Origin of the sequence: Methylobacterium mesophilicum (genome assembly GCF_022179445.1) — a bacterium.
GTDB lineage: Bacteria > Pseudomonadota > Alphaproteobacteria > Rhizobiales > Beijerinckiaceae > Methylobacterium > Methylobacterium mesophilicum.
In genome coordinates, this window is sequence record NZ_BPQU01000026.1 from 1 (window position 1) to 24,262 (window position 24,262).

Annotated in this window: 18 protein-coding genes; 12 read left to right on the forward strand and 6 right to left on the reverse strand. The window is 69.6% G+C overall.

The window, feature by feature from the left end; all coding sequences use genetic code 11:
- Nucleotides 1-462 precede the first annotated feature (462 nt).
- Nucleotides 463-2,493: a M23 family metallopeptidase gene (locus tag MFF40_RS21340; RefSeq protein ID WP_238262125.1), complete on the forward strand. Its 2,031-nt coding sequence runs from the start codon at nucleotides 463-465 to the stop codon at nucleotides 2,491-2,493.
- 16 nt (nucleotides 2,494-2,509) lie between these two features.
- On the opposite strand, the gene gluQRS is transcribed toward MFF40_RS21340, so the two are convergent.
- The 3 genes from gluQRS to MFF40_RS21355 are packed head-to-tail and all read right to left on the reverse strand — an operon-like array spanning nucleotide 2,510 to nucleotide 5,741.
- Nucleotides 2,510-3,373 carry a tRNA glutamyl-Q(34) synthetase GluQRS gene (gene gluQRS / locus MFF40_RS21345; protein WP_238262127.1) on the reverse strand — a complete coding sequence of 288 codons (864 nt, stop codon included), beginning with the start codon at nucleotides 3,371-3,373 and terminating at the stop codon, nucleotides 2,510-2,512.
- The gene (locus tag MFF40_RS21350) at nucleotides 3,370-3,651 is read right to left on the reverse strand and encodes a hypothetical protein (RefSeq protein ID WP_147896834.1); all 282 of its coding nucleotides are present in this window, start codon (nucleotides 3,649-3,651) and stop codon (nucleotides 3,370-3,372) included. The genes gluQRS and MFF40_RS21350 overlap by 4 nt, the downstream gene beginning before the upstream one ends.
- A 53-nt stretch (nucleotides 3,652-3,704) precedes the next feature.
- The gene (locus tag MFF40_RS21355; RefSeq protein WP_238262129.1) at nucleotides 3,705-5,741 is read right to left on the reverse strand and encodes an ATP-binding protein; all 2,037 of its coding nucleotides are present in this window, start codon (nucleotides 5,739-5,741) and stop codon (nucleotides 3,705-3,707) included.
- Nucleotides 5,742-5,932: 191 nt separating this feature from the next.
- Between MFF40_RS21355 and MFF40_RS21360 the strand changes: the two genes are divergently transcribed.
- Together MFF40_RS21360 and MFF40_RS21365 are read left to right on the forward strand one after the other, a co-directional pair.
- The gene (locus MFF40_RS21360; RefSeq protein WP_147855959.1) at nucleotides 5,933-7,576 is read left to right on the forward strand and encodes a GMC oxidoreductase; all 1,644 of its coding nucleotides are present in this window, start codon (nucleotides 5,933-5,935) and stop codon (nucleotides 7,574-7,576) included.
- A gap of 52 nt (nucleotides 7,577-7,628) precedes the next feature.
- Nucleotides 7,629-8,567, forward strand: a complete 939-nt coding sequence (locus MFF40_RS21365) for a LysR family transcriptional regulator (RefSeq protein ID WP_147896836.1) — start codon at nucleotides 7,629-7,631, stop codon at nucleotides 8,565-8,567.
- 208 nt (nucleotides 8,568-8,775) lie between these two features.
- On the opposite strand, the gene MFF40_RS21370 is transcribed toward MFF40_RS21365, so the two are convergent.
- Entirely contained in the window at nucleotides 8,776-10,266 is a 1,491-nt protein-coding gene (locus MFF40_RS21370; protein ID WP_147855957.1) for a DUF2252 domain-containing protein, read from the reverse strand.
- Between the two features lie 281 nt (nucleotides 10,267-10,547).
- Between MFF40_RS21370 and MFF40_RS21375 the strand changes: the two genes are divergently transcribed.
- From MFF40_RS21375 to MFF40_RS21400, 6 genes are all read left to right on the forward strand, one after another.
- Nucleotides 10,548-12,200, forward strand: a complete 1,653-nt coding sequence (locus tag MFF40_RS21375) for an acetolactate synthase large subunit (protein WP_238262131.1) — start codon at nucleotides 10,548-10,550, stop codon at nucleotides 12,198-12,200.
- A 43-nt stretch (nucleotides 12,201-12,243) separates the two neighbouring features.
- On the forward strand, nucleotides 12,244-13,419 hold the full coding sequence (locus MFF40_RS21380; RefSeq protein WP_147855566.1) for an iron-containing alcohol dehydrogenase: 1,176 nt from the start codon (nucleotides 12,244-12,246) through the stop codon (nucleotides 13,417-13,419).
- A gap of 57 nt (nucleotides 13,420-13,476) precedes the next feature.
- Nucleotides 13,477-14,304, forward strand: a complete 828-nt coding sequence (locus tag MFF40_RS21385; RefSeq protein ID WP_147855565.1) for a poly(R)-hydroxyalkanoic acid synthase subunit PhaE — start codon at nucleotides 13,477-13,479, stop codon at nucleotides 14,302-14,304.
- A gap of 112 nt (nucleotides 14,305-14,416) precedes the next feature.
- Nucleotides 14,417-15,487, forward strand: a complete 1,071-nt coding sequence (gene phaC, locus MFF40_RS21390) for a class III poly(R)-hydroxyalkanoic acid synthase subunit PhaC (protein WP_147855567.1) — start codon at nucleotides 14,417-14,419, stop codon at nucleotides 15,485-15,487.
- A gap of 699 nt (nucleotides 15,488-16,186) precedes the next feature.
- Nucleotides 16,187-18,199, forward strand: a complete 2,013-nt coding sequence (locus tag MFF40_RS21395) for an acyl CoA:acetate/3-ketoacid CoA transferase (protein ID WP_147855563.1) — start codon at nucleotides 16,187-16,189, stop codon at nucleotides 18,197-18,199.
- Entirely contained in the window at nucleotides 18,192-19,664 is a 1,473-nt protein-coding gene (locus tag MFF40_RS21400; RefSeq protein ID WP_147896841.1) for an NAD-dependent succinate-semialdehyde dehydrogenase, read from the forward strand. The genes MFF40_RS21395 and MFF40_RS21400 overlap by 8 nt, the downstream gene beginning before the upstream one ends.
- Nucleotides 19,665-19,749: 85 nt before the next feature.
- Here the strand turns inward: MFF40_RS21400 and MFF40_RS21405 are convergent, their stop codons facing one another.
- A complete protein-coding gene (locus MFF40_RS21405; RefSeq protein ID WP_147896842.1) occupies nucleotides 19,750-20,337 on the reverse strand; it encodes a sugar O-acetyltransferase in 588 nt (195 codons plus the stop codon).
- A 136-nt stretch (nucleotides 20,338-20,473) separates the two neighbouring features.
- Between MFF40_RS21405 and MFF40_RS21410 the strand changes: the two genes are divergently transcribed.
- The gene (locus MFF40_RS21410) at nucleotides 20,474-21,019 is read left to right on the forward strand and encodes a TetR/AcrR family transcriptional regulator (protein WP_147896843.1); all 546 of its coding nucleotides are present in this window, start codon (nucleotides 20,474-20,476) and stop codon (nucleotides 21,017-21,019) included.
- A 121-nt stretch (nucleotides 21,020-21,140) separates the two neighbouring features.
- Here the strand turns inward: MFF40_RS21410 and MFF40_RS21415 are convergent, their stop codons facing one another.
- The gene (locus MFF40_RS21415; protein WP_147896844.1) at nucleotides 21,141-21,800 is read right to left on the reverse strand and encodes a response regulator; all 660 of its coding nucleotides are present in this window, start codon (nucleotides 21,798-21,800) and stop codon (nucleotides 21,141-21,143) included.
- Nucleotides 21,801-22,224: 424 nt separating this feature from the next.
- Between MFF40_RS21415 and MFF40_RS21420 the strand changes: the two genes are divergently transcribed.
- Both MFF40_RS21420 and MFF40_RS21425 read left to right on the forward strand, forming a co-directional pair.
- The gene (locus MFF40_RS21420; RefSeq protein WP_147896845.1) at nucleotides 22,225-23,013 is read left to right on the forward strand and encodes an SDR family NAD(P)-dependent oxidoreductase; all 789 of its coding nucleotides are present in this window, start codon (nucleotides 22,225-22,227) and stop codon (nucleotides 23,011-23,013) included.
- Between the two features lie 104 nt (nucleotides 23,014-23,117).
- Nucleotides 23,118-24,248 carry a serine hydrolase domain-containing protein gene (locus tag MFF40_RS21425; protein WP_238262133.1) on the forward strand — a complete coding sequence of 377 codons (1,131 nt, stop codon included), beginning with the start codon at nucleotides 23,118-23,120 and terminating at the stop codon, nucleotides 24,246-24,248.
- Nucleotides 24,249-24,262 lie beyond the last annotated feature (14 nt).

A 24,262-nucleotide genomic window follows, 5' to 3' on the forward strand; every position in this document is an offset into this window, starting at 1 on the left:
CAAGGACAAACGCCGTCCGCGTCTCCCTTCCTCAAATCCAACAATGTCAAAGACCGGTCGATCAGGCCCGAAGACCCACCCACCAGAGACAGACAGGCGATCGCCCGGCTCTTAAGCCGGCCAATCCCGCTGAACTGTCAGAAGATGCCTCAGCGCCCGGGCCACTTCCGCGGCCGGCGCCGATGAGCGGTGTATACGCAGCACAATCCCGGCCGTCAACACCGGTCCGTGAGTTTTTGAGCGTCGGCCCAACCCCCCTCCCCTGCCCCGGCGCCCCAAACCTCTTAGAAGGAGCTGGCTGGCCGTCCGCGCTGTGAGCGCGCGACGCCTCAATCTGGACATGCTACGCTCCGAAATGAGCGGCCCGTACATGAATGGTGTGGGCGGCATGGCGATCGGCCCGGCCGTGGATCATCAGGCTGGCGGGAGGCCTATGCGCCGTCGTCTATCCGGGGCCTTCGAGTGAAGCGCGAGCGACTCAAGATCGGCGACGTGGCCGCCCTCGCCCCGGGCGTCGGGCGCGGCGTCCAGGCCCCCCTCGATCTCCTCGGTGCCGACGCGACCCAGATCGACCGGCGCGCGGTCAATCTGCGCTGGCTCTGCGCCAGCACGCTGACCGGCCTCACCGGTGCCGGCCTGATCGCCGCCGCCCTGCACGTATCCCTCCAGGGTGACGTCTCCTTCGCGGCGATCCCCGAGAAGGCCACCATCATGGCGCGCCCGCAGCCGAGCGAGAGCGGCGCCAACATCGCCCGCAAGGGTGACCGGCTGGTGCGCAACCTGATGATCGCCTCTGCCAAGCAGAGTTTCCGCGCGCCCGTGACCGTCCGACTGGGGGACCGCGAGATCATCAAGGCCAAGGCCTTCGTACGGATCACCGCCCCCCTGTCGATGACCACGGGCGTCTATGCCGGCGACCTGCCGCGGTTCGACCCGATGAAGTTCGTCTCCGACGAGCCCCTGGAGCGCGCGCCCGATGCCGCCGCAGACGCGCCGGGCGCCGAGGTGACGGTGGTCAAGCGCGACCTCGCCGACGCGGCCATCGATCCGAACGCGCCGGCGCTCACCGACGACGACGTCACCGCACAGGTCGAGGAGGAGCGCCGCATCGCCGCCGAGGCCGGGCGCCGGGCCGCCATCCCGATCGCCCCGCAGATCCTGCTGTCGCGTACGCTCCAGCAGGGCGCCGGCGGCGACGCCGAGGGTGCCGCCGCCAAGGACGCCAACCCGTTCAAGGCGATCGAGGTGCTGGTCGTCCCCGAGAACGTCACCAAGGTCGCGAAGGTCGAGCTCAAACCGAACGAGGCGCCGCTCGTGGAGGAGCGCGACGTCGCGTTCAAGCGGGGCGACACCCTCGAGACCCTCCTGAAGGCCACCGGCATGGCCGGCGACGAGCAGATCCGCGCGATCGTCGCCGCGCTGGGGGGCAAGACCCGCACCGCCGCCCTCACCGAGGGGCAGCAGATGCGCGTGCAGGTCGCCCCCGGCCCACGTCCCGGCGACCCCCGCCAGGTCACCCGTGTGGTGCTGTACGGCGAGAGCGGCATCGAGGGCATCGCCGCCCTCAACGACCGCAACGCCTTCGTGTCGGTGACACCCCCGACCGAGGACGCCCCCTCCGCCAAGTCGCAGCCGCAGGCCGAGGCCGGCGAGGACGAAGACGAGGATTCGGGCTCTGGGCCGCGGCTGTATCAGAGCCTCTACGAGACGGCCGCGCGCCACGACCTGCCGCGCGCCACGGTCGAGGACATCGTCCGGGTGTTCAGCTACGACCTCGACTTCCAGCGCCGCATCGCCAGCGGCGACGGCCTGGACGTGTTCTACACCTACGACGACGACGCGTCCGCCGACCGTCCGGACCTGCTCTACGCGGCGCTGACCCTCGGCGGCGAGACCCGCAAGGTCTACCGCTTCCAATCCCCGGACGACGGCACGATCGATTACCTCGACGACCAGGGGCGATCCCTCAAGAAGTTCCTGCTGCGCAAGCCGATCCCGGACGGGATCATGCGCTCCGGCTTCGGCTACCGCCGCCACCCGATCCTCGGCTATGCCAAGCTGCACACCGGCGTCGACTGGGCGAACCCGATCGGGACTCCGATCGCCGCGGCGGGCAACGGCGTGGTGATCCGAGCCGAGATGACCTCGGGCTACGGCAACCGGGTCGAGATCCAGCACGTCAACGGCTACGTCACGACCTACAATCATATGTCGCGGTTCGGCCGGGGCGTGAAGGAAGGGGGCCGGGTCCGTCAGGGGCAGATCATCGGCTATCTCGGCTCCACCGGCCTCTCCACCGGGCCGCACCTCCATTACGAGGTGATCATCAACGGCCACTTCGTCGACCCGATGAAGATCCGTGTGCCCCGCGGGCGCGAGCTGGACGGGCGGATGCTGAGCGAGTTCAAGCGCCAGCGCGAGCAGATCGACGCAACCATGCTGAAATCGAAGAGTGCCACGGCGCTGGCGCAGCGCGACGCCGCCGTGCGCTGAACGCGCTGGACGCCCGTTATCCGAACCCGAGCCGCGCCCGGATCTGTTCTGGCGTCACCCCCGCCTGCCTGAGGTCGGCCAGGCTCTGCGAAGCGCGGGATTTGGCGAGCTTCTCTCCCCCCGGATCCAGGATCAGCCGGTGGTGGCGGTAGCGCGGGACCGGAAAATCGAGCAGGTGCTGCAGCAGGACGTGCAGGTCGGTGGCCGCTTCCAGGTCCTGGCCGCGTACCACGTGGGTGATCCCCTCCTGCGCGTCGTCGTGGACGACGGCGAGGTGATAGCTGGTGGGCACGGCCCGGCGGGCGATCACGGCATCGCCCCAGCGCGCCGGAGCAGCCTGGACCCATCGCGTGCCGGCTTCGTCGAAGGCGGTGTAGCCCAGCCGGTCGCCGGCGATGCGCAGGGCGGCTTCCATGTCGAGGCGCCAGGTATGCGGCGCGTTCCCGGCAAGACGCCCGGCCACCCTCGCGGGATCGAGTCTGCGGCAGGTTCCGGGATAGAGCGGTGCGCCGTCGGGGTCGTGCGGGTGCCCTTCCAAGGCGGCGGCCTGCGCGCGGATCTGGCCGCGCGAGCAGAAGCAGGGATAGGCCAGGCCCCGGTCGATCAGGCCATCGAGCACCGCCCGGTAGGCGTCCATGTGTTGGGATTGGTGCCGCACCGGCTCCGGAAAGGTCAGGCCCAGCCAGGCGAGGTCGGCGACGATCGCCTCCACCAGCTCCGGCTTCGAGCGGACGGGATCGATGTCCTCGATCCGCAGGCGGCAGAGGCCGCCCATCCGCCGGGCGAGGTCGGCGTTGAGCAGGGCCGAATAGGCGTGGCCGAGGTGGAGCCGTCCGTTCGGGCTCGGCGCGAAGCGGAGGACCGGCGCGCCCGTGCTCACCCGTCCCGGTGACGCAGGCAGTGCGGGGTGCCGGTCTGGCAGGCGATACCCGGAAGCGAGCAAGCCGGCCCCTCCGCCAGCCGCTGGCAGACCCGGCAGCCGTCGGTCCATTCCAGGCAGGCGGGGTCGTCGGCGACCGAACGTGCCGGCGCCGGGTGGCGGGTGGGCAAGAGCGCGCCGAGCAGGACCGTGGCGACCATGAGGATCACGACGCCCCAGGCGGCAAGGGCGCCGTTCGAGGAACGCGGTGCGGGCGACGTGGTGGGCGCTGTCGACATGGTCGTCCTGTTGGCGCGGCCGGTGCGCTCCTGTCAACGCGGGCGTGGCCCGGTCAGGCGGCCCGCGCGGTCCGGTCCTCCAGCAGGCCCGGAAGCAGCTTCAGATTGAGCGGCTTGGCAAGGAACCCGTCGAAGCCCGCCTCGCGCGCGGCGATCTCGTCCTCGCGGCCGGCATTGGCAGTGAGGGCGACGAGGTGCAGCCGGGGACCCTGCCCCGCGGCTTCCGCGGCCCGGATGCAGCGGGCGGTCTCGTGGCCGTCGAGGCGCGGCATACGGATGTCGATCAGCGCGAGATCGAACGGTCCGGCCGTTGCCAGCCGCTCGAGCGCCTCGACGCCGTCGACGGCGTGGACCACCTCGGCGCCGAGGCGCTCCAGCGCGCGGGTCGCCAGCAGGGCGTTGATCGGGTTGTCCTCGGCGAGCAGGACCCGCTGGCCGGTCCCGGTCCTCACCGGGGCCGGGGCCGGAATGGCCGTGGATTCGATCGTCGGCGGCGGGGCGAGCAGCCGCTCGAACAGCGAGCGGGCCCGGACCGGCTTGATCAGGTATCCGTCGAAGCCCGCGGCGCCCGGCGCCCCGAAGCCGCGGCGGTCGAAGGGCGACAGCAGGACCAGGCTGCAGCGCACCCCGCAGGCATGGGCGGCGTCGGCGATCTGGCGGACCGCCGCGTCTCCCAGCGCCCGGTCGGCTAGTACCGCGTCGAAGGCCGCACCCGACAGGGCGTCGAGGCCATCCTCGAGGGTTCCGACGATCACCGTCGCGGCGCCTGCCCGGGACAGGCTCCGGGCGAGGTACGGAGCCTGATAGGGCGAGTCGGCCACGATCAGGCAGCGCCGTCCTTCGAGCCGCGGCAGCGCGGCCAGGTCGGCGCGCTCGGCCTCGGCTTCCGGCAGCGGCAGGACGACCTGGAAGGTCGAGCCACGCCCGATCCGCGAATCCGCCTCGATCCGTCCGTCCATGCCGGTGACCAGGCGGCGGGTGATGGCGAGGCCCAGGCCGGTGCCCTCGTGGCTCCGGCTGGCGCTGCCGTCACCCTGCTCGAACTCCTCGAACAGGGCCGGCAAGCGTTCCTCCGGGATGCCGGGGCCGGTATCGGAAACGGCCAGGACCACCTCCCCTCCCCCGCCCGGCATGCGGACGAAGGTCAGGCTCACGCCGACGCCCCCGCGCTCCGTGAACTTGATGGCGTTGCCGGCGAGGTTGATCAGGATCTGACGGACGCGGTCCGCATCGCCGACGAGCGCGCGGGGGAAATCTTCGGTGACGTCGAGGGCGATCTCGATGCCCTTGTCCTGCGCCCGCGGGGCCAGCAGCTCCACGACGCTCTCGGCCAGAGCCGGAAGGTCGAACGGCTCGGCCGCGAGGTCGAGGCGCCCGGCCTCGATCCGCGAGAAGTCGAGCACGCCGTCGATCAGCCCGAGCAGTGCCTGTCCGCTGGTCCGCACGGCCTCCACATAGGTCCGCTGCTCCAGGTCGAGGGCGGTGCCGAGCACGAGGTCGGCCATCCCGAGGATACCGTTCAGGGGCGTCCGCATCTCGTGGCTGACGGTGGCGAGGAAGCGCGACTTCGCCACGCTGGCGGCCTCGGCGCGCTCGAGGGCGGCATCGCGGCTGCGCAGCGCCTCGACTCGGGCGGTCACGTCCCGGCCGGCGCGCAGCCAGTGCATCGCGTCGCCGTGCGCGACCGGCATCTCCACGAAGGCGAACCAGCGCACCTGCCCGTCCACCGAGCGGACCTGCGCCTCCATGCGGCGCACGCCGTCCTCCCCGACCTCGACGGCGTTCCGCTCCAGGATCTCCAGATCGATCTGCGCTCCGAGCAGGTCGATGGCGGGGCGGCCGAAGAGCAGGGCGTACGCATCGTTGGCGTAGGTGATGCGGCCGCGGGCGTCGCGCTGGACGATCACCTCGGTGGTGGCCGCGACCAGGGCGCGGTAGCGGTCCTCGCTCTCGCTGATCCGCCAGATGCGGTCGTGCAGCCGCTCGGCCTCGGTCTCGTCCGGTCGCGCGCGCCGGGCGCGCCAATGGCCGAGCGCCAGGGCTGCCGCGATGAGCAGCGCCAGCACGAGCGCGATGTCCTTGACGACCATGGATGCCTCCCCGGCTTCAGGCCGGCTCGGTGCAGGATCGCAGGTGAACCTGAAGGTCGCGTTGGGAAAAGCGCTTAACCGCCGGTTGCAGCATTCGCAGCGCCGCGCCGCAAAACCGCGCCGCGGCGCGATCCGAAGTCCGGCTCGAGAGTTGCCTGCCAGGACGATCGGTCCGGACGGAGACAGAATTGATGCCGGGTGAGCATTACGACGTGATCGTCGTCGGATCCGGCCCCGGCGGCGGGACGATGGCATGGCGCCTGGCGCAGACCGGCAAGCGCATTCTCCTGATCGAGCGCGGCGACTATCTGCTGCGCGAACCGCGCAACTGGGACAGCCAGGCGGTGATCGTCGACGGCTACTACCAGACCAAGGAGACCTGGTACTCATCCGACGGCGGCAGCTTCCAACCCGGCCTGCACTACTACGTCGGAGGCAATTCGAAATTCTACGGCTCGGTCCTGTTCCGGCTCCGGGAAAAGGACTTTTCGGATATCCGCCACGAGGACGGCATCGCCCCCGCCTGGCCCGTCGGCTACGACGAGTTCGAGCCGCATTACCAGGCCGCCGAGGAGCTGTTCCACGTCCACGGCCAGCGCGGCGAGGATCCGACCGAGCCCTGGTCGCGCAAGCCCTACGCTCATCCGCCGGTGTCCCACGAGCCGCGGATCCAGCAGCTGTTCGACAACCTGAAGGATGCCGGCCATCACCCGTTCCACCTGCCGGTCGGCGTGCGGCTGGTGGAGAAGGACGGGCGCGCGGTGTCGACCTCGCCCTGCATCAAGTGCGAATCCTTTGACGGCTTCCCCTGCCCGACCAACGGCAAGTCCGACGCGCAGACCATGGTGGTCGATCCGGCTTTGCGCGACTGCCCGAACCTGACGCTGCTCACCCGCACCTATGTCGAGCGGCTCGTCACCGACCCGAGCGGGCGCAGCGTGACCGGCGTTGTCGGCACCCGCGACGACGCGCCGTTCGAAGCCTCCGCCGACCTCGTCGTCGTGGCCTGCGGGGCGCTCTCCTCGGCACTGCTGCTGCTGCGTTCTGCCAACGACCGACATCCGGACGGCCTCGCCAACGGCTCCGGACAGGTCGGGCGCAACTACATGCGCCACAACAACTCGACGGTCCTGGCGATCTCCAAGGTGCCGAACCCGACCCGTTTCCAGAAGACGCTCGGTCTCAACGACTTCTATTTCGGCGACCCGGACCCGAAGGACGACTGGGACTTCCCGCTGGGCCACATCCAGATGGTCGGCAAGTCCGACGGCGCCCAGATCCACGGCGAGGGGCTGCCGGGCTTCCTGCAATGGTTTCCCAACAAGCCGTTCGACTGGATCGCGAAGCACTCCGTCGATTTCTGGTTGACCTCGGAGGACATCCCGCTGGCCCAGAACCGGGTCTACTACAAGGATGGCAAGGTCCATCTCGACCTCACCGAGACCAACGTGGAGGCGCACAAGCGGCTGCGGCGCAAGCTGCAGGAGATCTGCAGCTTCACCGACATGCACCCGCACCTGTTCGACCGCTCGCTCTACCTGGGCAAGAACATCCCGATCGGCGGCACCGCGCACCAGGCCGGAACCCTGCGGTTCGGGGACGACCCCGCTACCTCCGTACTGGACCGGAACTGCAAGGCGCATGAACTCGACAACCTCTACGTCACCGATGCGAGCTTCTTCCCGTCGATCGGCGCGGTGAACCCGACGCTCACGATCATCGCCAACGCCCTGCGGGTGGCCGACCACCTGGTCGACCGGATGGGCGCCCGGAACGAGATCGCGCCGCCGCGCCTGTTCGACCACACCGAGCCGCGGGAGCCCGTGACGGCGTGACGGCCGTGCTCTGCTATGGAGAGCGCCCGACCTCGAACCGATCGCAGCGCGCGTGGCCATCGACCATATCGACCTCAGCCGGATCGACCTGAACCTGCTGGTCGCCCTCGACGCGCTGCTCGACGAGCGCAGCGTCACCCGGGCGGCGGCGCGGATCGGCGTCGGCCAGTCGGCGATGAGTTCGAGCCTCGCCCGGCTGCGTCGCCTGTTCGACGACGAGCTGCTCACGCGCGCCCCCGACGGGATGCGGCCGACGCCGCGGGCGCTGAAGCTCGTCGAGCCGCTGCGGGCGACGCTGCGGCAGGTCCAGGCCCTCGTCCACCGGGAGGAGCGGTTCGATCCGGCCACCGTCGAGCGCAGCTTCACGCTGAGCCTGCCCGACAGCGTCGAGGTCCTGCTCGGGCCCCGGCTGATCGCGCAGCTGCGCCGGGACGCGCCGGGGATCCGGCTGCTGCTGCGCTCCGTTGAGCGGGCCCGCATCCTGGACGAGCTGGATGCCGACCGGGTCGATCTCGCCATCGGGTTCTTCACCGAGGGGCAACTGCACCACAAGCAGCGGCTGCTCTATCGCGACAGCTACGTGGTCCTGTTCAACGCCGACCTGATCGGGATCCAGCCGCCGATCGGGCTCGATGACTACCTGCGTTTCCCGCACGTCCTGACCTCGTTGCGGGAGACGGCCCACGGAGTCGTGGACGACGCGCTGGCGGCGCTGGGGCGCTCGCGCATCCTCGCGGTGACCACGCCGCGCTTCCTCGTGGTGCCGTTCATGGTCCGCGCCGCGCCGGTGATCGCCACCATGCACGCGAGGCTGGCGACCTCCTTCGCCAGCGCGCTCTCCCTGGCGGTCAGCCCGGTGCCGGTGGCGCTCGACGAGGTGGCCGTGTCGATGCTGTGGCACGCCTCCTACGATCGCGATCCCGCCCATCGCTGGCTGCGCGACCTATTGGTGCGGCTCGCCAACGAGGCGCCTGAATTCGGGATGCTGTGACAGATCTTTCCCAATCTCGACGTCGGATTGACGGGGATGTCTGCAACCCACGCGTTGGACACGGTCTCATCAATCGTCCCACACCGTCATTGCGAGCGTAGCGAAGCAGCCCAGTGGTGCGCCACGGTTTCGGGATCTCGTGCTACCGCGGGTTGCTTCGCTGCGCTCGCAATGACGGGAAAGGCGTGCGCCTCGACCGGACATCGCCTCACAAACAGGGATCGTCCGCCGACTCCAGCCGCCCGTCGGCGATCGCCGCGCGAAACAGGTCAAAATCCTCGGCGTTGCGCTCGGCATAGGACGCCGCCCAATCGGCCAAGGCCTCGCGCAGGTCCGGGTTCTTGCCGCGGCCGCAATAGCCGGCGATCGCCGCGGCGTCGCCGGTGCGGGCATGGGCCCGGGCGAGGAGTGCCCCGTAGGCGTACGAGAAGGTCATGAGCGAAGGGCCGGACATGTCGGAGAGCGGGATCGCGCCCTTCAGGTTCTTCATCTGGCGCACGTAGAACGGACGGCCGTCGATGGTGGTCCAGCCGAGCAGCGGATCGCCCACCGCCTGCAGCAGGCGCTGGCCGTAGATGACCCGCTCGCCCTCGTGGCCGGCATAGGGCTCCGGCATCCCCGGCAGGTAGGGGCCGTGGGCCGGGCGGACCGCCTCCTTGACCTGCAGGAAGAGCGCATCGCGGTCGGAGTTTCCGCACAGGAGCGCCACATAGGCCCGCGTCCCGACGCTGCCGACCCCGACGACGCGATGGGCGACATCGATGACCTGGTAGCGATCGAGCATGAACCGCCGCTCGCGCGGCAGGGTCTCGGCATAGCGCTCCAGCCCCGAGACGATCTGCTGCCGGGTGGTCTCGTCGACCGGGGTCAGGATCGGCGCGTCGGTCCGGAAGCGCCAGCCGCCGTCGATACGCCGCTCAGCCATCTGGGCCAGGAGGCTGCGGTTGTTCTTGCGGCGGGCCTTCTCGACCGCCCGGCGCACCACCGATTGGGCCTCGGGATCCATCCGGATTCCGCCGAGTTCAGCCGCGTCCGCCCGGGTGGTCTGATACCAGACATCCAGGGAGCCCTGCGGCGCCAGGCGCCGCATCGTGCGCTGATAGCCGGACACCGCGTTCATCACGGCGGCCCGGCGCGATTCGGCCGGTGTGCCGGCATCGGCCGTGGCGACCGCGATCCCGGCGCAGAGCCGCTTCAGGTCCCATTCCCACGGGCCGACCGTGACCTCGTCGAAATCGTTGAGATCGAGGACGATGTCGCGCTGCGGGGTGCCGAACAGGCCGAAATTGTCGATGTGGGCGTCGCCGTTCATGACCACGTCGATGCCGCTGCGCGGGCCGCGCGACAGGTCCCAGGCCATCACGTGGGCGGCGCCGCGCAGGAAGGCGAAGGGGCTCGTCGCCATCCGGGCGACCCGCAGTGGGATCAGATGCGCCTGCCGACCCTCGTGGGCCGCCTCGATCAGGCCGATCGGATCGGGGCGATCCGGCTCCGAGCGCAGGGCCGCGTGGTCCTGGTGCGGGACCTTCGCGCGCAGCGCCTTGCCGGCCTGCCGGCGCTTGTCCCAGGGCTCGACGCCGGCCCGGAGATCGATCCGCGGGAAGTCCGCCAGGGGCGCCAGCACAACGTCCTCGGCTGGCTCGTCGCCGGCCGGAAGCGACGCCGCGGCGCGCATCTCGTCGTTTGGCACCTTGTCCATGATCCCCCGCCGAACCGCGTAGGCGACAACCTCGACCGTACTCGGTCGGTCCCAGACGGCCTTATCCACGTACACGATAGGATTGGCACCGCTCTGTGACCTTTCAGCCTCGGCGGCCCTTGACCACACTACAGGCCAGCCCTCTAACCGGTCGCCTATTCGGAGGGTGTCCGTCCCGATCCGAACCGTACGAATCACACCGGCGTGCAGAGGGTGAATCGGGCGCGCGGATCGGGCCGGGCCGGACGGTGCCGTCGGGCGCCGCATCAGTGGGACATCACATGCCCAAGGGCTCAGATCTACTCATTGCGGCCCTCGAGAACGAGGGCGTCGACCGCATCTTCGGCATCCCCGGCGAGGAGAACCTCGACGTCGTCGAGTCGCTCCGCACCTCCAAGATCGAGCTGGTGCTGACCCGCCACGAGCAGGCGGCGAGCTTCATGGCGGCGACGCATGGCCGCCTCACCGGCCGGCCGGGCGTGTGCCTGTCGACCCTGGGCCCGGGCGCCCTGAACTTCTCGACCGGCGCGGCCTACGCCCATCTCGGCGCGATGCCGATGATCATCATCACCGGTCAGAAGGGCATCCTGTCGGCCCGGCAGGCGAAGTTCCAGATCGTGGACGTGATCAGTTCGATGAAGCCGATCACCAAGATGGCCCGGCAGATCGTCTCCGCCTCCTCGATCCCGACGATCGTCCGCGACGCCTTCCGGGTCGCCACCGAGGAGCGCCCCGGGCCGGTGCTGCTGGAACTGCCCGAGGACATCGCCGCCGAGCAGGCCGAGGCCTACGTCGTGCCGCCGCATCCGATCGACATCCCGGTCGCCCACCCGACCGCGATCGAGCGGGCCGCCGCCATGATCCTGGCGGCCAAGCGGCCGCTCGTGATGCTGGGCGCCGCCGCCAGCCGCCCGCGCGCCACCGGCGACCTCGGCGGCTTCGTCCGGCGCACCCAGATCCCGTTCTTCACCACTCAGATGGGCAAGGGCACGGTCGCCAGCGGCACCAGCCTCTACATGGGCACCGCGGCGCTGTCCGAGCGCGACTACGTCCACGAGGCGATCGACAAGGCCGACCTGATCATCGCGATCGGCCACGACACGATCGAGAAGCCGCCCTTCTTCATGGGCCAGGCCGACCAGAAGGTGCTGCACATCGGCTACATGCCGGCCAACGTCGAGCAGGTCTACTACCCAGACGCAGAGGTGGTCGGCGACCTCGGGCCGACCCTGAAGCTGCTCGCCGACAAGCTGGAGGGTAAGCTGCCCAACGCCGGCGCCCTGCTGCACCTGCGCGAGCACATCCTCGACCACATCGCCGACCGGGCGGGCGAGGACCGCTTCCCGGTGACGCCGCAGCGTCTGGTGCGCGACGTCCGGCGGGTGATCCCGGAGGACGGGATCGTGTGCCTCGACAACGGCATGTACAAGATCTGGTTCGCCCGGAACTACCGCACCTACGTCGCCAACACGCTGCTGCTCGACAACGCCCTCGCCACCATGGGCGCGGGGCTGCCCTCCGCCATGATGGCGGCGATGCTCTACCCGAACCGCCGCGTCATGGCGGTGTGCGGCGACGGCGGCTTCATGATGAACAGCCAGGAGTTGGAGACCGCCGTTCGGCTCAAGCTCAACCTGGTCGTGCTGATCCTCGACGACTCGGCCTACGGCATGATCCGCTGGAAGCAGGCCGTCGACAAGTTCGCCGATTACGGGATGACCTTCGGCAACCCGGATTTCGTGCTCTACGCCCAGGCCTACGGCGCCAAGGGCCACCGGGTCGAAGCCGTCAACGACCTCGTTCCGACCCTGGACCGCGCTTTCGCCGAGGGCGGCGTCCACCTCGTCGCGGTGCCGATCGACTATTCGGAGAACACCCGCGTGCTGGTCGAGGAGTTGCGCGAAAAGGTGAAGGATTTCGAGCCGGCCGAGTAGAATAGGCTCCGATTCGATCCCGGCTCGACAACAGGACAGCGCGATGAATCCGTTCACCTTCCAGACAACCCCGAACGTGCTGTTCGAGGCTGGCGCCTCGAAGAAACTTCCGGAGATCGTCGCCACCTTCGGGGCCAAGCGCGTCCTGCTGGTCACCGACAAGGGCGTGCGCAAGGCCGGCCTGACCGAGGCCGCCGAGGCTGCGCTGGCGGCGGCCGGCATCGCCATCGACGTCTACGAGGACGTGGTCGCCGACCCGCCCTCCACGGTGATCGAGGCGGCGGCCAAGCGCGCCCGGGAACTCGGCACCGACCTCGTCCTGTCGATCGGCGGCGGCTCGGCGCTCGATACCGCCAAGCTGGTGGCCTACCTGGCGAAGTCCGACGAGCCGCTCGATTCGATCTACGGCGTCGGCTTGGCCAAGGGTGACCGGCTGCCGCTGATCCTGGTGCCGACCACCGCCGGGACCGGCTCCGAGGTCACGCCGATCTCGATCGTCACGACGCCGACCACCGAGAAGAAGGGCGTCGTCGCGCCGAAACTCCTGCCTGACTGGGCGGTGCTCGATCCCGAGTTGACCCTGGGCCTGCCGGCCCACGTCACCGCGGCCACCGGCATCGACGCCATGGTCCACGCCATCGAGGCGTTCACCAGCAAGAACAAGAAGAACCCGATCTCGGATCAGCTCGCCAAGCAGGCCCTGGCCCTGCTCTCGGCCAACATCCGCACCGCCTGCTCGGACGGCCGCAACCTCGAGGCGCGCTCGGGGATGCTGCTGGGTTCGATGCTCGCCGGCATGGCCTTCGCCAACGCCCCGGTGGCGGCGGTGCACGCGCTGGCCTATCCGGTCGGCGCGATCTTCCACGTGCCGCACGGGCTCTCCAACGCCCTGGTGCTGATGGGGGTGATGCGCTTCAACCTGTCCCACGCGGAGGCGCTCTACGCCGAGCTGGCACCGATCCTGGATCCGGCGGCGGCCGATCTCCCGCCGGCCGAGGCCGCCGCCCGCTTCGTCGAAAGCCTCGACGCGATCTGCCGCGACTGCAATGTCCCGGCCTCGCTCGCGGAGGTCGGCGTGGCCCAAAAAGATCTGGAGCGGATGGCTACCGACGCGATGAAGCAGACGCGGCTTCTGGTGAACAACCCGCGCGAGGTCACCTACGACGACGCCTACGCGATCTACAGCGAGGCGCTCGGCGAAGCGCGCCCCGCCGCCTGAACGGCCCGACAACCGGCCCGCCAAGGAGGCCGGAGAACCGCGAGGAGGTGCGCCGTCATGGATCAGTTCGACGCGTTCAAGGCGATGGGCGAGTTCTGGACCCGTGCCGGCGCCGGCTTCTTCGCCCCCGGGGCCGCACCGGGCTTCTCGTGGCCGACCCCGCCGCAGACCGATCTCTCCAGCCTCGCCACGGCGCAGAGTCATCTCGCCCAGGCCTGGGCTTCGGCGACCGCCCTGTCGCAGACTTTGACCGCATCGCTGCAGGGGGGCGCCGGAGCGCCGGATTCGACCGCCGGAGCGGTGCTGGCGCGGATCTTCGATCCACAGGCCTGGCTCGGCGGCTCGGCCGAGTTCGACGCGGCTCTGACGCGGATGTCCGAGGGGCCCCAACTCGCCGACCTGTGGCAGACCGAGCGGCGCTACGGCGCGTTGTTCACGGCCTGGGCGGCGTTGCGGCGGGCGCAGGCCGAACACCAGGCGGTGATGCTGGATGCCTGGACCCGGGCGGCCGGCACCTTCGCCAAGGAGGCCAATGACCGTGCGGAGCGCGGCGAGGGCTTCAGCTCCGCCCGCGAGATGATGACCCGTTGGACCGAGACCGCCAACGCGGTTCTGCTGGAGGTCCAGCGCTCCGAGGCGTTCCTGGCCTCGCAGCGGGTGGTGCTGAAGGCCTCGACCGACCTGCGGCTCGCCCAGCAGGACCTCTCGGCCTTCCTGTCGGATTTCTACGGGCAGCCGACCCGGGCCGAGCTCGACGACGTGCACAAGAGCCTGACCGAGCTGCGCCGGGAGGTCCGGGCCCTGCGCCGCGAGCGCCGGGAGGCTGCCCGGGTCTCCAGGACCAACGGCGCCGCCGCGCCGGCAACGGAGGACGCGCATGGCTGATGAGGGCATGGGTGACGGGGGCATGGCTGGCGGAGGCAGGGCCGACAAGGGTGGAACGGACCGGGCCGCCCCGAAGGCTCCGACTGCGCCGCTCCCGCTCAACCCCGCAGAGATGATGGCCGAAGTCGCCGAACTCGGCCGGCGGATCAGTGCGGGCGCCAAGCTGTTCTCGGACGTGCGCGACGCCGACGTGCAGATCGCCACCACGCCCAAGGACCTGGTCTGGAGCCAGGACAAGGTCTCGCTCTACCGCTACCGACCGCTCGCCGAGAGTAAGGGCCTGCCGCCGGTGCTGATCGTCTACGGGCTGATCGGCCGCTACACGATGGCCGACCTGCAGGAGGACCGCTCGCTGGTCCGCAACCTGCTCAATCTCGGCCTCGACCTCTACGTGGTCGATTGGGGCAATCCCGGCCGGGCCGATCGGTACGTCACCATCGACGACTACGTCGACGACTATCTGGCCGAGTGTGTCGCCTTCATCGGCGAGGCCGCCGGCCGCGAGAGAATCAACCTGCTCGGGATCTGTGAGGGCGGCGTCTTCACGACCTGCTACGCGGCGCTCTACCCGGAGCGCGTCAACGCGATGGTGCTGACCATCACGCCGATCGACTTCCACGCCGACACCCGCGAGTCCCGGGCCGGCCACGGCTTCATCAACGTCTGGACCCGCTCCCTGTCGCCGGAAGACGTGGACCGCCTGATCGACGCGCAGGGCTCGCTGCCCGGGGCGTTCATGGGCTCGGTGTTCTCGATGATGACGCCGATGCGGACCATGACGAAGTACAATCTCGACTTGCTCGACGCCCTCGACGACAAGAAGAAGTTCCTGAACTTCCTGCGCATGGAGAAGTGGATCGCCGACCGGCCGGACCATCCGGGCGAGGCGGCCAAGCAATGGCTCAAGGATCTCTACCAGGACAACAAGCTGGTCCAGAGCGCCTTCGTGCTCGGCGGCCGCACGGTCGACCTGAAACGGATCGCCTGCCCGGTGCTGAACGTCTTCGCCCAGGACGACCACATCATCCCGCCGGCGACGTCACAGGCGCTCAAGGACAAGATCGGCACCGACGACTACACGGAGCTCGGCCTGCCTGGCGGCCATGTCGGCGTCTTCGTCGGCGGCAAGGCGCAGAAGTTGCTGGGCTCCGGCATCGCCGACTGGCTGGGTGCGCGTGGGTAGGGTGATGCGCCGCGACAGGAGAGCTGCCGGGTGCACGTTCGTGGATGAGAGGCGCGCTGCTTGTCCCCCTCCCCCCTCCGCGGGCTCGCGGATTCGCACGTCGGGCGGGGCAATACGCGCGCCGGATGAAGCGCGGGTCCCCTCTCCCGTGCGGGAGAGGGACAGGGTGAGGGATCAGGGTCTTCCGGACAGGTCGCATCCCTCACCCCAACCCTCTCCCGCACGGGAGAGGGGGCTCGTCGCGCCCTATGAGAGCCGATGTGTGAACGTTTTTGCCTCTGTGGTGGAGGGTACACCGCGAAGCAGGGGAAGCCGGGACGAGGTTCCGCAAGAGGGGCAGCGCGACGGTGGTGGATATGAACTCCGTTGCGACTTTTCCGGCAGCGGCGCTCCCCTCTCCCGATCCGGCCTGACGGCCGGCCCACCCTCCCCCGCAGAGGGGGGAGGGAGGACGCGCGGATCCCGCGCCACATTGCGGGCCAATACCGTCGGCCGATCCGGATCTCTCCCTCATCCTGAGGTGGCGGCGCGCAGCGTCGCCCTCGAAGGAGCCCTCCAGGGATCGCAGCGGCCTCTGGAGGGCTCCTTCGAGGCCGAGCGATCTGCGATCGCCCGGCACCTCAGGATGAGGGTGATGGGTGGGATCGGCCGGTGCTCCGATCGCGATGATGTCCGATTCCAGGCTCCGAGGATAACCGCATGGGCAGCCTGAAGAACAAGATCGTCAGCGCCGACGAGGCGCTCGCCATCCTGCAGGACGGCGACATGGTCGCGGTCTCGGGGTTCGTCGGCATCGGCACGCCGGACGAGCTAATCCTGGCGCTCGCCCGGCGGTTCGAGGCCGGCCAGGGCCCGCATGGGCTCGGGCTGATGTTCGCCGCCGCGCCCGGCGACGGCAAGGAGCGCGGCCTCAACCGGCTGGCGATCCCGGGGTTGGTGCGTCGCGTCGTCGGCGGTCACTGGGCGCTGGTGCCCAAGCTGGCGAAGATGGCGATCGACGGCGAGATCGAGGCCTACAACCTGCCGCTCGGCGTCGTGTCGCATCTCTACCGGGAGATCGCCGCGCATACGCCTGGCCACATCACCAAGGTCGGCCTGCGCACCTTCGTGGATCCGCGGCTCGAAGGCGGCAAGCTCAACGCCGTCACCCATGAGGATCTGGTCAGCGTGGTCGAGCTCGGCGGCGAGTCCTGGCTGCACTACAAGGCCTTTCCGGTGAACATCGCGCTGATCCGCGGCACCACGGCGGATCCGGCCGGCAACATCACCATGGAGCGCGAGGCGCTCACCCTCGACAACCTCGCCGCCGCCATGGCGGCCAAGAACTCGGGCGGCTTCGTCATCGCCCAGGTCGAGCGCTTGGCCGAGGCCGGCTCGCTGGCCCCCCGCGAGGTGCAGGTGCCGGGGGTGCTGGTCGATTGCGTGGTGCTGAGCCAGCCGGAGAACCACCGCCAGACCTACGGCACCGCTTACAACCACGCCTTCACGGGCCGCCAACGGGTGCCTCTCGACCGGATCCCGCCGATCCCGCTCGATGCCCGCAAGGTCATCGCCCGGCGCTGCGCCTTCGAGCTGCCCCCGGGCGGCGTGGTCAATCTCGGCATCGGCATGCCCGAGGGGGTCGCGGCGGTGGCCGCCGAAGAGCGGGTGCTGAAATACCTGACGCTCACCGCCGAGCCCGGGGTGATCGGCGGCCTGCCGCAGGGCGGGCTCGACTTCGGCGCCGCCCTCAACCCGGCGGCGGTGCTGCACCAGAACCAGCAATTCGACTTCTACGACGGCGGCGGCCTCGACCTCGCCTGCCTCGGGCTCGCGCAATGCGATTCCGAGGGCAACGTCAACGTCAGCCGCTTCGGCAAAAGGCTCGCCGGCGCCGGCGGCTTTATCAACATCTCGCAGAACGCCAAGAGCCTGGTGTTCGCCGGCACCTTCACGGCCGACGGGCTGGAGGTGGTGGTCGAGGGCGACGGCATCCGGATCGTCACCGAGGGACGCTCGAAAAAATTCATCGCCGCGGTGGAGCAGGTGACCTTCTCGGGTGCCTACGCGGCCGAGCGTGGCCAGCCGGTGCTCTACGTGACCGAGCGCTGCGTGTTCCGCCGGACCAAGGCCGGCATGGAGCTGGCCGAGGTCGCCCCCGGGGTCGACATCGCGCGGGACATCCTCGGGCAGATGGGATTCACGCCGATCGTGCAGGACCCGAAACCCATGGATCCGCGGCTGTTCCGCGACGCCGTCATGGGGCTGGAGCCATGGCTCCTCGGACTCTCCCTGTCGGAGCGGATCAGCTACGACCGGGAACGCAACATTCTGTTCTCGAACCTCGAAGGCTTCCAGGTCAGGACTATCGACGACGTCGAACTGGTGCGCCGCGAATACGAGCGCGCCTGCCAGGAAATCGGTCGCAAGGTCCACCTGATCGCCAACTACGATGGGTTCGAGATCGACCCGACGGTGAGCGATGCCTATTTCTCGGCGATCGCTTATCTGGAGAACCGGTACTACGAGACTGCATCGCGCTACACGACCAGCGCGTTCTTGCGATTGAAACTCGGCGCCTCGTTGGCGAGCCGCGATCTGGCTCCGCATGTCTTCGAGACAAAAGCCGAGGCGCAGGCGAGGAATACGGCCCAGAGCGTGCCCCTCAAGTCGCGGACGGCCCTGTCTCAGCCGGACAGGCCGCAGCCGCCGAAGGAACCGTTGAATGCCTGAGTCCGATACGCTCACCCTGAAGGACCGCACCCTCCTCGTCGAAGCCTGCCTGATCGGCGGGGAATGGTCGAAGGCCGGGTCCGGCACCATCGACGTCACCAACCCCGCCACCGGCGCCGTGATCGCCCGGGTGCCGAATGCCGGCGCCGAGGAGACCCGCCAGGCGATCCAGGCAGCGCACGACGTCTATCCGGCCTGGCGCGCCAAGACCGCCAACGAGCGCGCCGTGCTGCTGCGCAAGCTCGCCGCCCTGGTGACCGAGAACCAGGAGGATCTGGCGCAGATCCTCACCGCCGAGCAGGGCAAGTCGCTGACCGAATCCCGCGGCGAGGTCGCGATGTCGGCGGCCTACGTGCTGTGGTTCGCCGAGGAGGCGCGGCGCGTCTACGGCGACGTGATCCCCTCCCCCTGGGGCGACCGCAAGATCCTGGTCACCAAGGAGCCGGTGGGCGTGGTCGCGGCGATCACCCCGTGGAACTTCCCGTCCTCGATGATCGCCCGCAAGATCGCCCCGGCGCTGGCCGCCGGCTGCCCGATCGTGATCAAGCCGGCCTCGCAGACCCCGCTCTCGGGCCTCGCCTGGGGCGTGCTGTGCGAGAAGGCCGGCTTCCCGGCCGGGACCGTCAGCATCCTCACCGGCTCGGCCCGGGCCATCGGCGGTGAGATGACCGGCAACCCACACGTCAAAAAAATAACGTTCACCGGTTCCACCGAGGTCGGCAAGGTGCTGCTGGAGCAGGCTTCCCACACGGTGAAGAAGGTCTCGATGGAGTTGGGCGGCAACGCGCCGTTCATCGTGTTCGACGACGCCGACCTCGACCGGGCCGTGGCCGGCGCGATGCTCGCCAAGTACCGCAACTCCGGCCAGACCTGCATCTGCACCAACCGCTTCCTGGTGCAGGACGGGATCTACGACGCCTTCGCGGACAAGATGGCCGAGGCCGCCAACCGCCTGAAGGTCGGCAACGGTATCGAGGAGGGCGTCGCCCAGGGGCCGCTGATCGACATGGCCGCGGTCGAGAAGACCGAGGCCCATATCCGCGACGCCGTCGAGAAGGGCGGCCGGGTGGTCGCGGGCGGGCATCGCCACGCGTTGGGCGGTCAGTTCTTCGAGCCGACCGTGATCACCGGCGCGACCCCCGACATGGCGGTCGCCCGGGAGGAGACGTTCGGGCCGCTGGCGCCGCTGTTTCGGTTCCGCGACGAGGCGGAGGCGATCCGCATGGCCAACGACACCGAGTTCGGCCTGGCCTGCTACTTCTACACCCGCGACCTCGGCCGCACCTTCCGGGTCGCCGAGGCGCTGGAATACGGCATGGTCGGGATCAATGAGGGCATCATCACCACCGAGGTGGCGCCCTTCGGCGGCGTGAAGGAATCCGGCCTCGGCCGCGAGGGCTCCTACCAAGGCATCGAGGATTACCTGAACACCAAGTACCTCTGCGTCGGCGGCCTCGGCGCCTGAGGGCGCGGGCCTCCGCGATACGCGTTCGATCCCGGCCCCCGGGATCGAACACAACATGCTGGGCAGGGTCGACCCGGCGCCGCCGTCAGGGCGCGGTTCCATAGGAGTGCCGCTCGTCGTCGCTGATCGGCCGGATCACCCGGCATGGATTCCCGGCGGCCAGCACGCCGTCCGGCACGTCGCGGGTGACCACGCTGCCCGCGCCGATCACCGTGCGGGAGCCTATGGTCACGCCCGGCAGGATCAGGGCGCCGCCGCCGACCCAGACATCCGAGCCGATGTCGATCGGCCTGCCGTATTCCTGGACCCGGCGCAGGGCTGCGTTGGTGGGGTGCAGGGGCGTGAGGATCTGAACCGCCGGCCCGAACAGGGTGAAGCTGCCGATCCGAACGCGGCAGACATCGAGCACGACGCAGTTGAAGTTGAAATACACCCGCTCGCCGAGTTCGATGTTCGACCCGTAGTCGCAGAAGAACGGGGGCTGCATCCATACCGTCTCGCCGCCGACCCCGAAGATCCGCTTGCACAGGTCCCGGCGCAGATCTTCGTCGGCATCGCGCGTGGCGTTGAGCTGTTGGCATAGGTCCCGGACCCGAGCCCGGGCGGCGACCAGTTCGGGATCGAGGGCGTCGTAGAGTTCGCCCGCCAGCATCTTCTCGCGCTCGGTCCGCATCGACATTCTCCCCGGCTCAGCCGCATCGCGCCCAACAGCGGGCACTTCCCCGCGCTCTCGGCCATGCGTACATATGTACGCATCGGACGCGAATGCCAATCGCCACCCGTCCAGGAATCCCGTGCAGGAGCCCCGCGTGCCCTCGTCCCAGCGCCGTTACGACCCGGACCGCCGCGCCCGCATCGTGCAGGCGACCCTCGACGTCATCGCCGAGCACGGCGTCGCCGGGACGACGCATCGCCGGGTCGCGGCGGCGGCCGACGTGCCGCTCGGCTCGATGACCTACCACTTCACCGGCCTGGTCGAACTGTTGACCGAGGCGTTCACCCTCCTGGCCGACACGGTCTCGGCGCGCTTCACCGAGCGGCTTGCCGAGGCCGCGGATCGCCATGAGGCCTGCGAGGCCGTGGTCGACCTCATCGTGGACGACAGCTGGGCGAGCCCGCGGACCATGCTGCTGAGCTACGAGCTTTACGCCTTCGCCGCCCGCAACCCGCCGCTGCGCCGCGTCATGCAGGATTGGATGGAGAAGAGCCGCGCGGCCCTCCGGCAGCATTTCCCGGCCGACGCGGCCAAGGCGCTGGATGCCCTGATCGAGGGCTTGTCGATCCACCGCTCGGTGGATCCGGAGCCGATGGATCGCGCCCATGTCCGCGCCCTGGTCGAGCGCGTCGCCTCCTGAGGACGATGCTCCGGGCCCGGCGCCGTCTCGTCACGCGCAGGTGCTCGTCGCGGCTTCACGGCGTCGCGCATCCCCGGCGGCCCTCGGCGCGAAGCCTGGTCCGACGGCGGAATGCGCAGTGTCAGGCCGGATGCGTGTTGTGGATCTGGTCGAAATCCAGCGACGCCGTGTCGATCACGATCTGGGTCCGGCTGATCACTTCGAGCTTGCGCAGGATTTCCGAGACATGGGCCTTCACGGTTGAATCGCCGACGTGAAGCTCGTGGGCGATCTGCTTGTTCAGCTTGCCCTGCCGGATCATCATCAGCACCCGCAATTGCTGCGGGGTGAGCCGGGCAATGCGCTCGGCCAGGGGGGCCTTCTTGGCATGCGGCGACGGCCCGTTCGCCTCGGTGAAGCCGGGGGGCAGGAACAGCGCGCCGCTCATCACCTCGGTGATCGCCCGGGTCAGGGTGGTCTTGTCCATCGCCTTGGGCACGAAGCCGGCGGCCCCGTGCTGCAGGGCCTCGCGGACGATGCGCGGGTCCTCGTGGCCCGACACGATCAGGATCGGGATGCGCGGGAAGCGGGCTCGGACCGTGATCAGGCCGTCGAAGCCGGTGACCCCCCGCATGGATAGGTCGAGGAGCGTCAGGTCGATGCCGCGGTTCTCGGCCAGCACCGCGCACGCGGCCTCGATCCCGTCGGCCTCGTGCAGGACGGCGTCCGGATGGACGAGGCGGATCGTGGCCGCCAGGGCGTCGCGGAACAGCGGGTGGTCGTCGACGATCAGGAGTTGCACGGTCGATGCCGTTCCTCGTGCGAGATCCGCAGGCGGGACCCACCGGACATCGCGAACCTGATCGATGCGCTCTCCCGGCGCAAGCGGCTGTCGAGGAGGCCGCCCCGGCCGATCCGGCCTGACCGCAGTGCGGATTCACCGGCACGGTTTGGTCGGGCCGGGCGGGACGGCCCGATCGATCGCGGCACGGGTCCGCATGCAACCGCGCCAGGATCATCGGCGCCCGACGGCCGAGCGTAGCCCGCCGGATGGCCCCCGATTCGGTCCGCCAAGCTGAGCAGGGCGCCGGCTCCCCGGCGCACCGCCGACCTTCATGTGCGCAATCTCACGCCCGCGGAACCCGACTCGCTTGACCCCAATCATGATCATCGTCATGTTTGACATACATGATGATCGTCATGTAAAAAAGTTGAGGATCGAGCCCATGTCCAGCAAGCCTGCCATCCTGATCACCGGTGCCTCGTCGGGCATCGGCGCGGTCTACGCCGACCGCTTCGCCCACCGCGGCCACGATCTCGTCCTGGTCGCGCGGGACGGCGCCCGCCTGGGGACGCTCGGCGAGCGCCTGCGCCAGGAAACCGGCGTCGCGATCGATATCCTCGCGGCCGACCTGACCCGACCGGCCGACCTCGCCGCCGTCGAGACCCGCTTGCGCACGGATACCCGGATCGGCGTGCTGGTGAACAATGCCGGCGCGGCGCTCACCGGCAGCTTCGTCGGCCAGGATCCCGAGCAAGTGGGCGCACTGATCGCCCTCAATACCACCGCCCCGGCGCGCCTCGCGGCCGCGGTCGCCCCCCGCTTCGCGGAGGCCGGGGAAGGCGCCATCATCAATATCGGTTCGGTGGTCGGCTTCGTCCCGGAATTCGGGATGGCGGTCTACGGCGCCACGAAAGCCTTCGTGCAGTATCTCAGTGCAGCGCTTCACGCCGAACTCGGGCCGAAGGGCGTCTACGTCCAGGCGGTCCTGCCGGCGGCGACCCGCACCGAGATCTGGGATCGTGCCGGGATCGACGTGAACAGCCTGCCGGCCGTGATGGAGACGGGCGCCCTGGTCGACGCCGCCCTGGTCGGCTTCGACCGGCGTGAGCCGGTGACGATCCCGCCCCTGCCCGATGCCGAACAGTGGGACGCCTACGATCGGGCGCGGACCGCGATGATCCCGAATCTCGGCCAGACCCAGCCCGCGGAGCGCTATCGCGCCGCGAACTGACATCCGGAGTGAATCGCCAGGGCGTTCCGGGGAACGCCCTGGCGCGGCGCATGCGTGCCGGTCCGTCGGTGCTATGACCATCCGGTGCCGACGGGAGAACGGGCGTGACGCAGAGGACCGAGCCGTATTGTCCGACGCAGACCTGGGAGACGCTGAGGCCCGAGGCCGCCGGGTTCGATGCCGCCGCCCTGGCCGAGGCGGTCGCCTACGCGGAGGCGAACGAGAGCCCCTGGCCGCGCAGCCTCTACTACCCGGATGGACGCTATGTCGGCTTGGTCGAGTGGAACGAGCGCGGGCCTTGGAGCGACATCGTCGGGCGGGTGCGGCCGCGGGGCGGCCCGGCCGGCGTGATCCTGAAGGGCGGCCGGCGCGTGGCCGCCTGGGGCGATACGCGGCGCCCGGACATGACCTTCTCCATCGCGAAGAGTTACCTGGCCGTCCTGGCCGGGCTCGCACACGATGACGGGCTGATCCCAGACGTGGATGCGCCCGTGCGGGACAGCGTCCCCGACCCCCTCCTCGACGGTCCGCAGAACGGCGCGATCACCTGGCGCCACCTGCTGCAGCAATCGAGCGAGTGGCAGGGCACGCTGTTCGGCAAGTCCGACCAGGTCGATCATTTCCGCCAGATCGGTCCCGGGGCGGACAACAGCCGCAAGGGCGAGCGCCGCGCGCTCCAGGCCCCGGGCAGCCATTACGAATACAACGACGTGCGGGTGAACCTGCTGGCGTACTGCCTGATGCATCGCTTCGGCCGCGCGTTGCCGGAGGTGCTGCGCACGCGGATCTTCGAGCCAATCGGTGCGTCCCACGACTGGGCTTGGCACGGCTACGACAACGCCTGGGCCCAGATCGACGGCGCCCGGATCCAGTCGGTGCCCGGAGGCGGCCACTGGGGCGGCGGCCTGTTCATCGGCGCGGACGACCACGCGCGCTTCGGGCTCCTCATCGCTCACGGCGGCGTCTGGGCGGGACGCCGGCTCCTGTCGGAGCGCTGGATCCGCGCGATGCTGACCCCGTCGCCGACGCTCGCGAATTACGGCTACCTGTGGTGGCTGAATCTCGGCCCGTCCGCCAAGCCCGAACTGCCGGATTCCGCGTTCAGCGCGCTCGGGGCCGGCAACAACGTGATCTGGGTCGATCCCGACCACGACCTCGTCGCCGTGCTGCGCTGGATCGACAAGGCGGCCCTGGACGGCTTTCTATCGCGACTCGTCGGAGCGGTGCGAGACTAAACGGTATCGGCGCA

Coding starts and splice junctions, on each gene's coding strand:
- MFF40_RS21350 (WP_147896834.1), bottom strand. CDS start 3,651: ATGTCGACAGCGCCCACCACGTCGCCCGCACCGCGTTCCTCGAACGGC.
- MFF40_RS21355 (WP_238262129.1), bottom strand. CDS start 5,741: ATGGTCGTCAAGGACATCGCGCTCGTGCTGGCGCTGCTCATCGCGGCA.
- MFF40_RS21360 (WP_147855959.1), top strand. CDS start 5,933: ATGCCGGGTGAGCATTACGACGTGATCGTCGTCGGATCCGGCCCCGGC.
- MFF40_RS21370 (WP_147855957.1), bottom strand. CDS start 10,266: ATGGACAAGGTGCCAAACGACGAGATGCGCGCCGCGGCGTCGCTTCCG.
- MFF40_RS21375 (WP_238262131.1), top strand. CDS start 10,548: ATGCCCAAGGGCTCAGATCTACTCATTGCGGCCCTCGAGAACGAGGGC.
- MFF40_RS21380 (WP_147855566.1), top strand. CDS start 12,244: ATGAATCCGTTCACCTTCCAGACAACCCCGAACGTGCTGTTCGAGGCT.
- MFF40_RS21385 (WP_147855565.1), top strand. CDS start 13,477: ATGGATCAGTTCGACGCGTTCAAGGCGATGGGCGAGTTCTGGACCCGT.
- phaC (WP_147855567.1), top strand. CDS start 14,417: ATGATGGCCGAAGTCGCCGAACTCGGCCGGCGGATCAGTGCGGGCGCC.
- MFF40_RS21395 (WP_147855563.1), top strand. CDS start 16,187: ATGGGCAGCCTGAAGAACAAGATCGTCAGCGCCGACGAGGCGCTCGCC.
- MFF40_RS21400 (WP_147896841.1), top strand. CDS start 18,192: ATGCCTGAGTCCGATACGCTCACCCTGAAGGACCGCACCCTCCTCGTC.
- MFF40_RS21405 (WP_147896842.1), bottom strand. CDS start 20,337: ATGCGGACCGAGCGCGAGAAGATGCTGGCGGGCGAACTCTACGACGCC.
- MFF40_RS21420 (WP_147896845.1), top strand. CDS start 22,225: ATGTCCAGCAAGCCTGCCATCCTGATCACCGGTGCCTCGTCGGGCATC.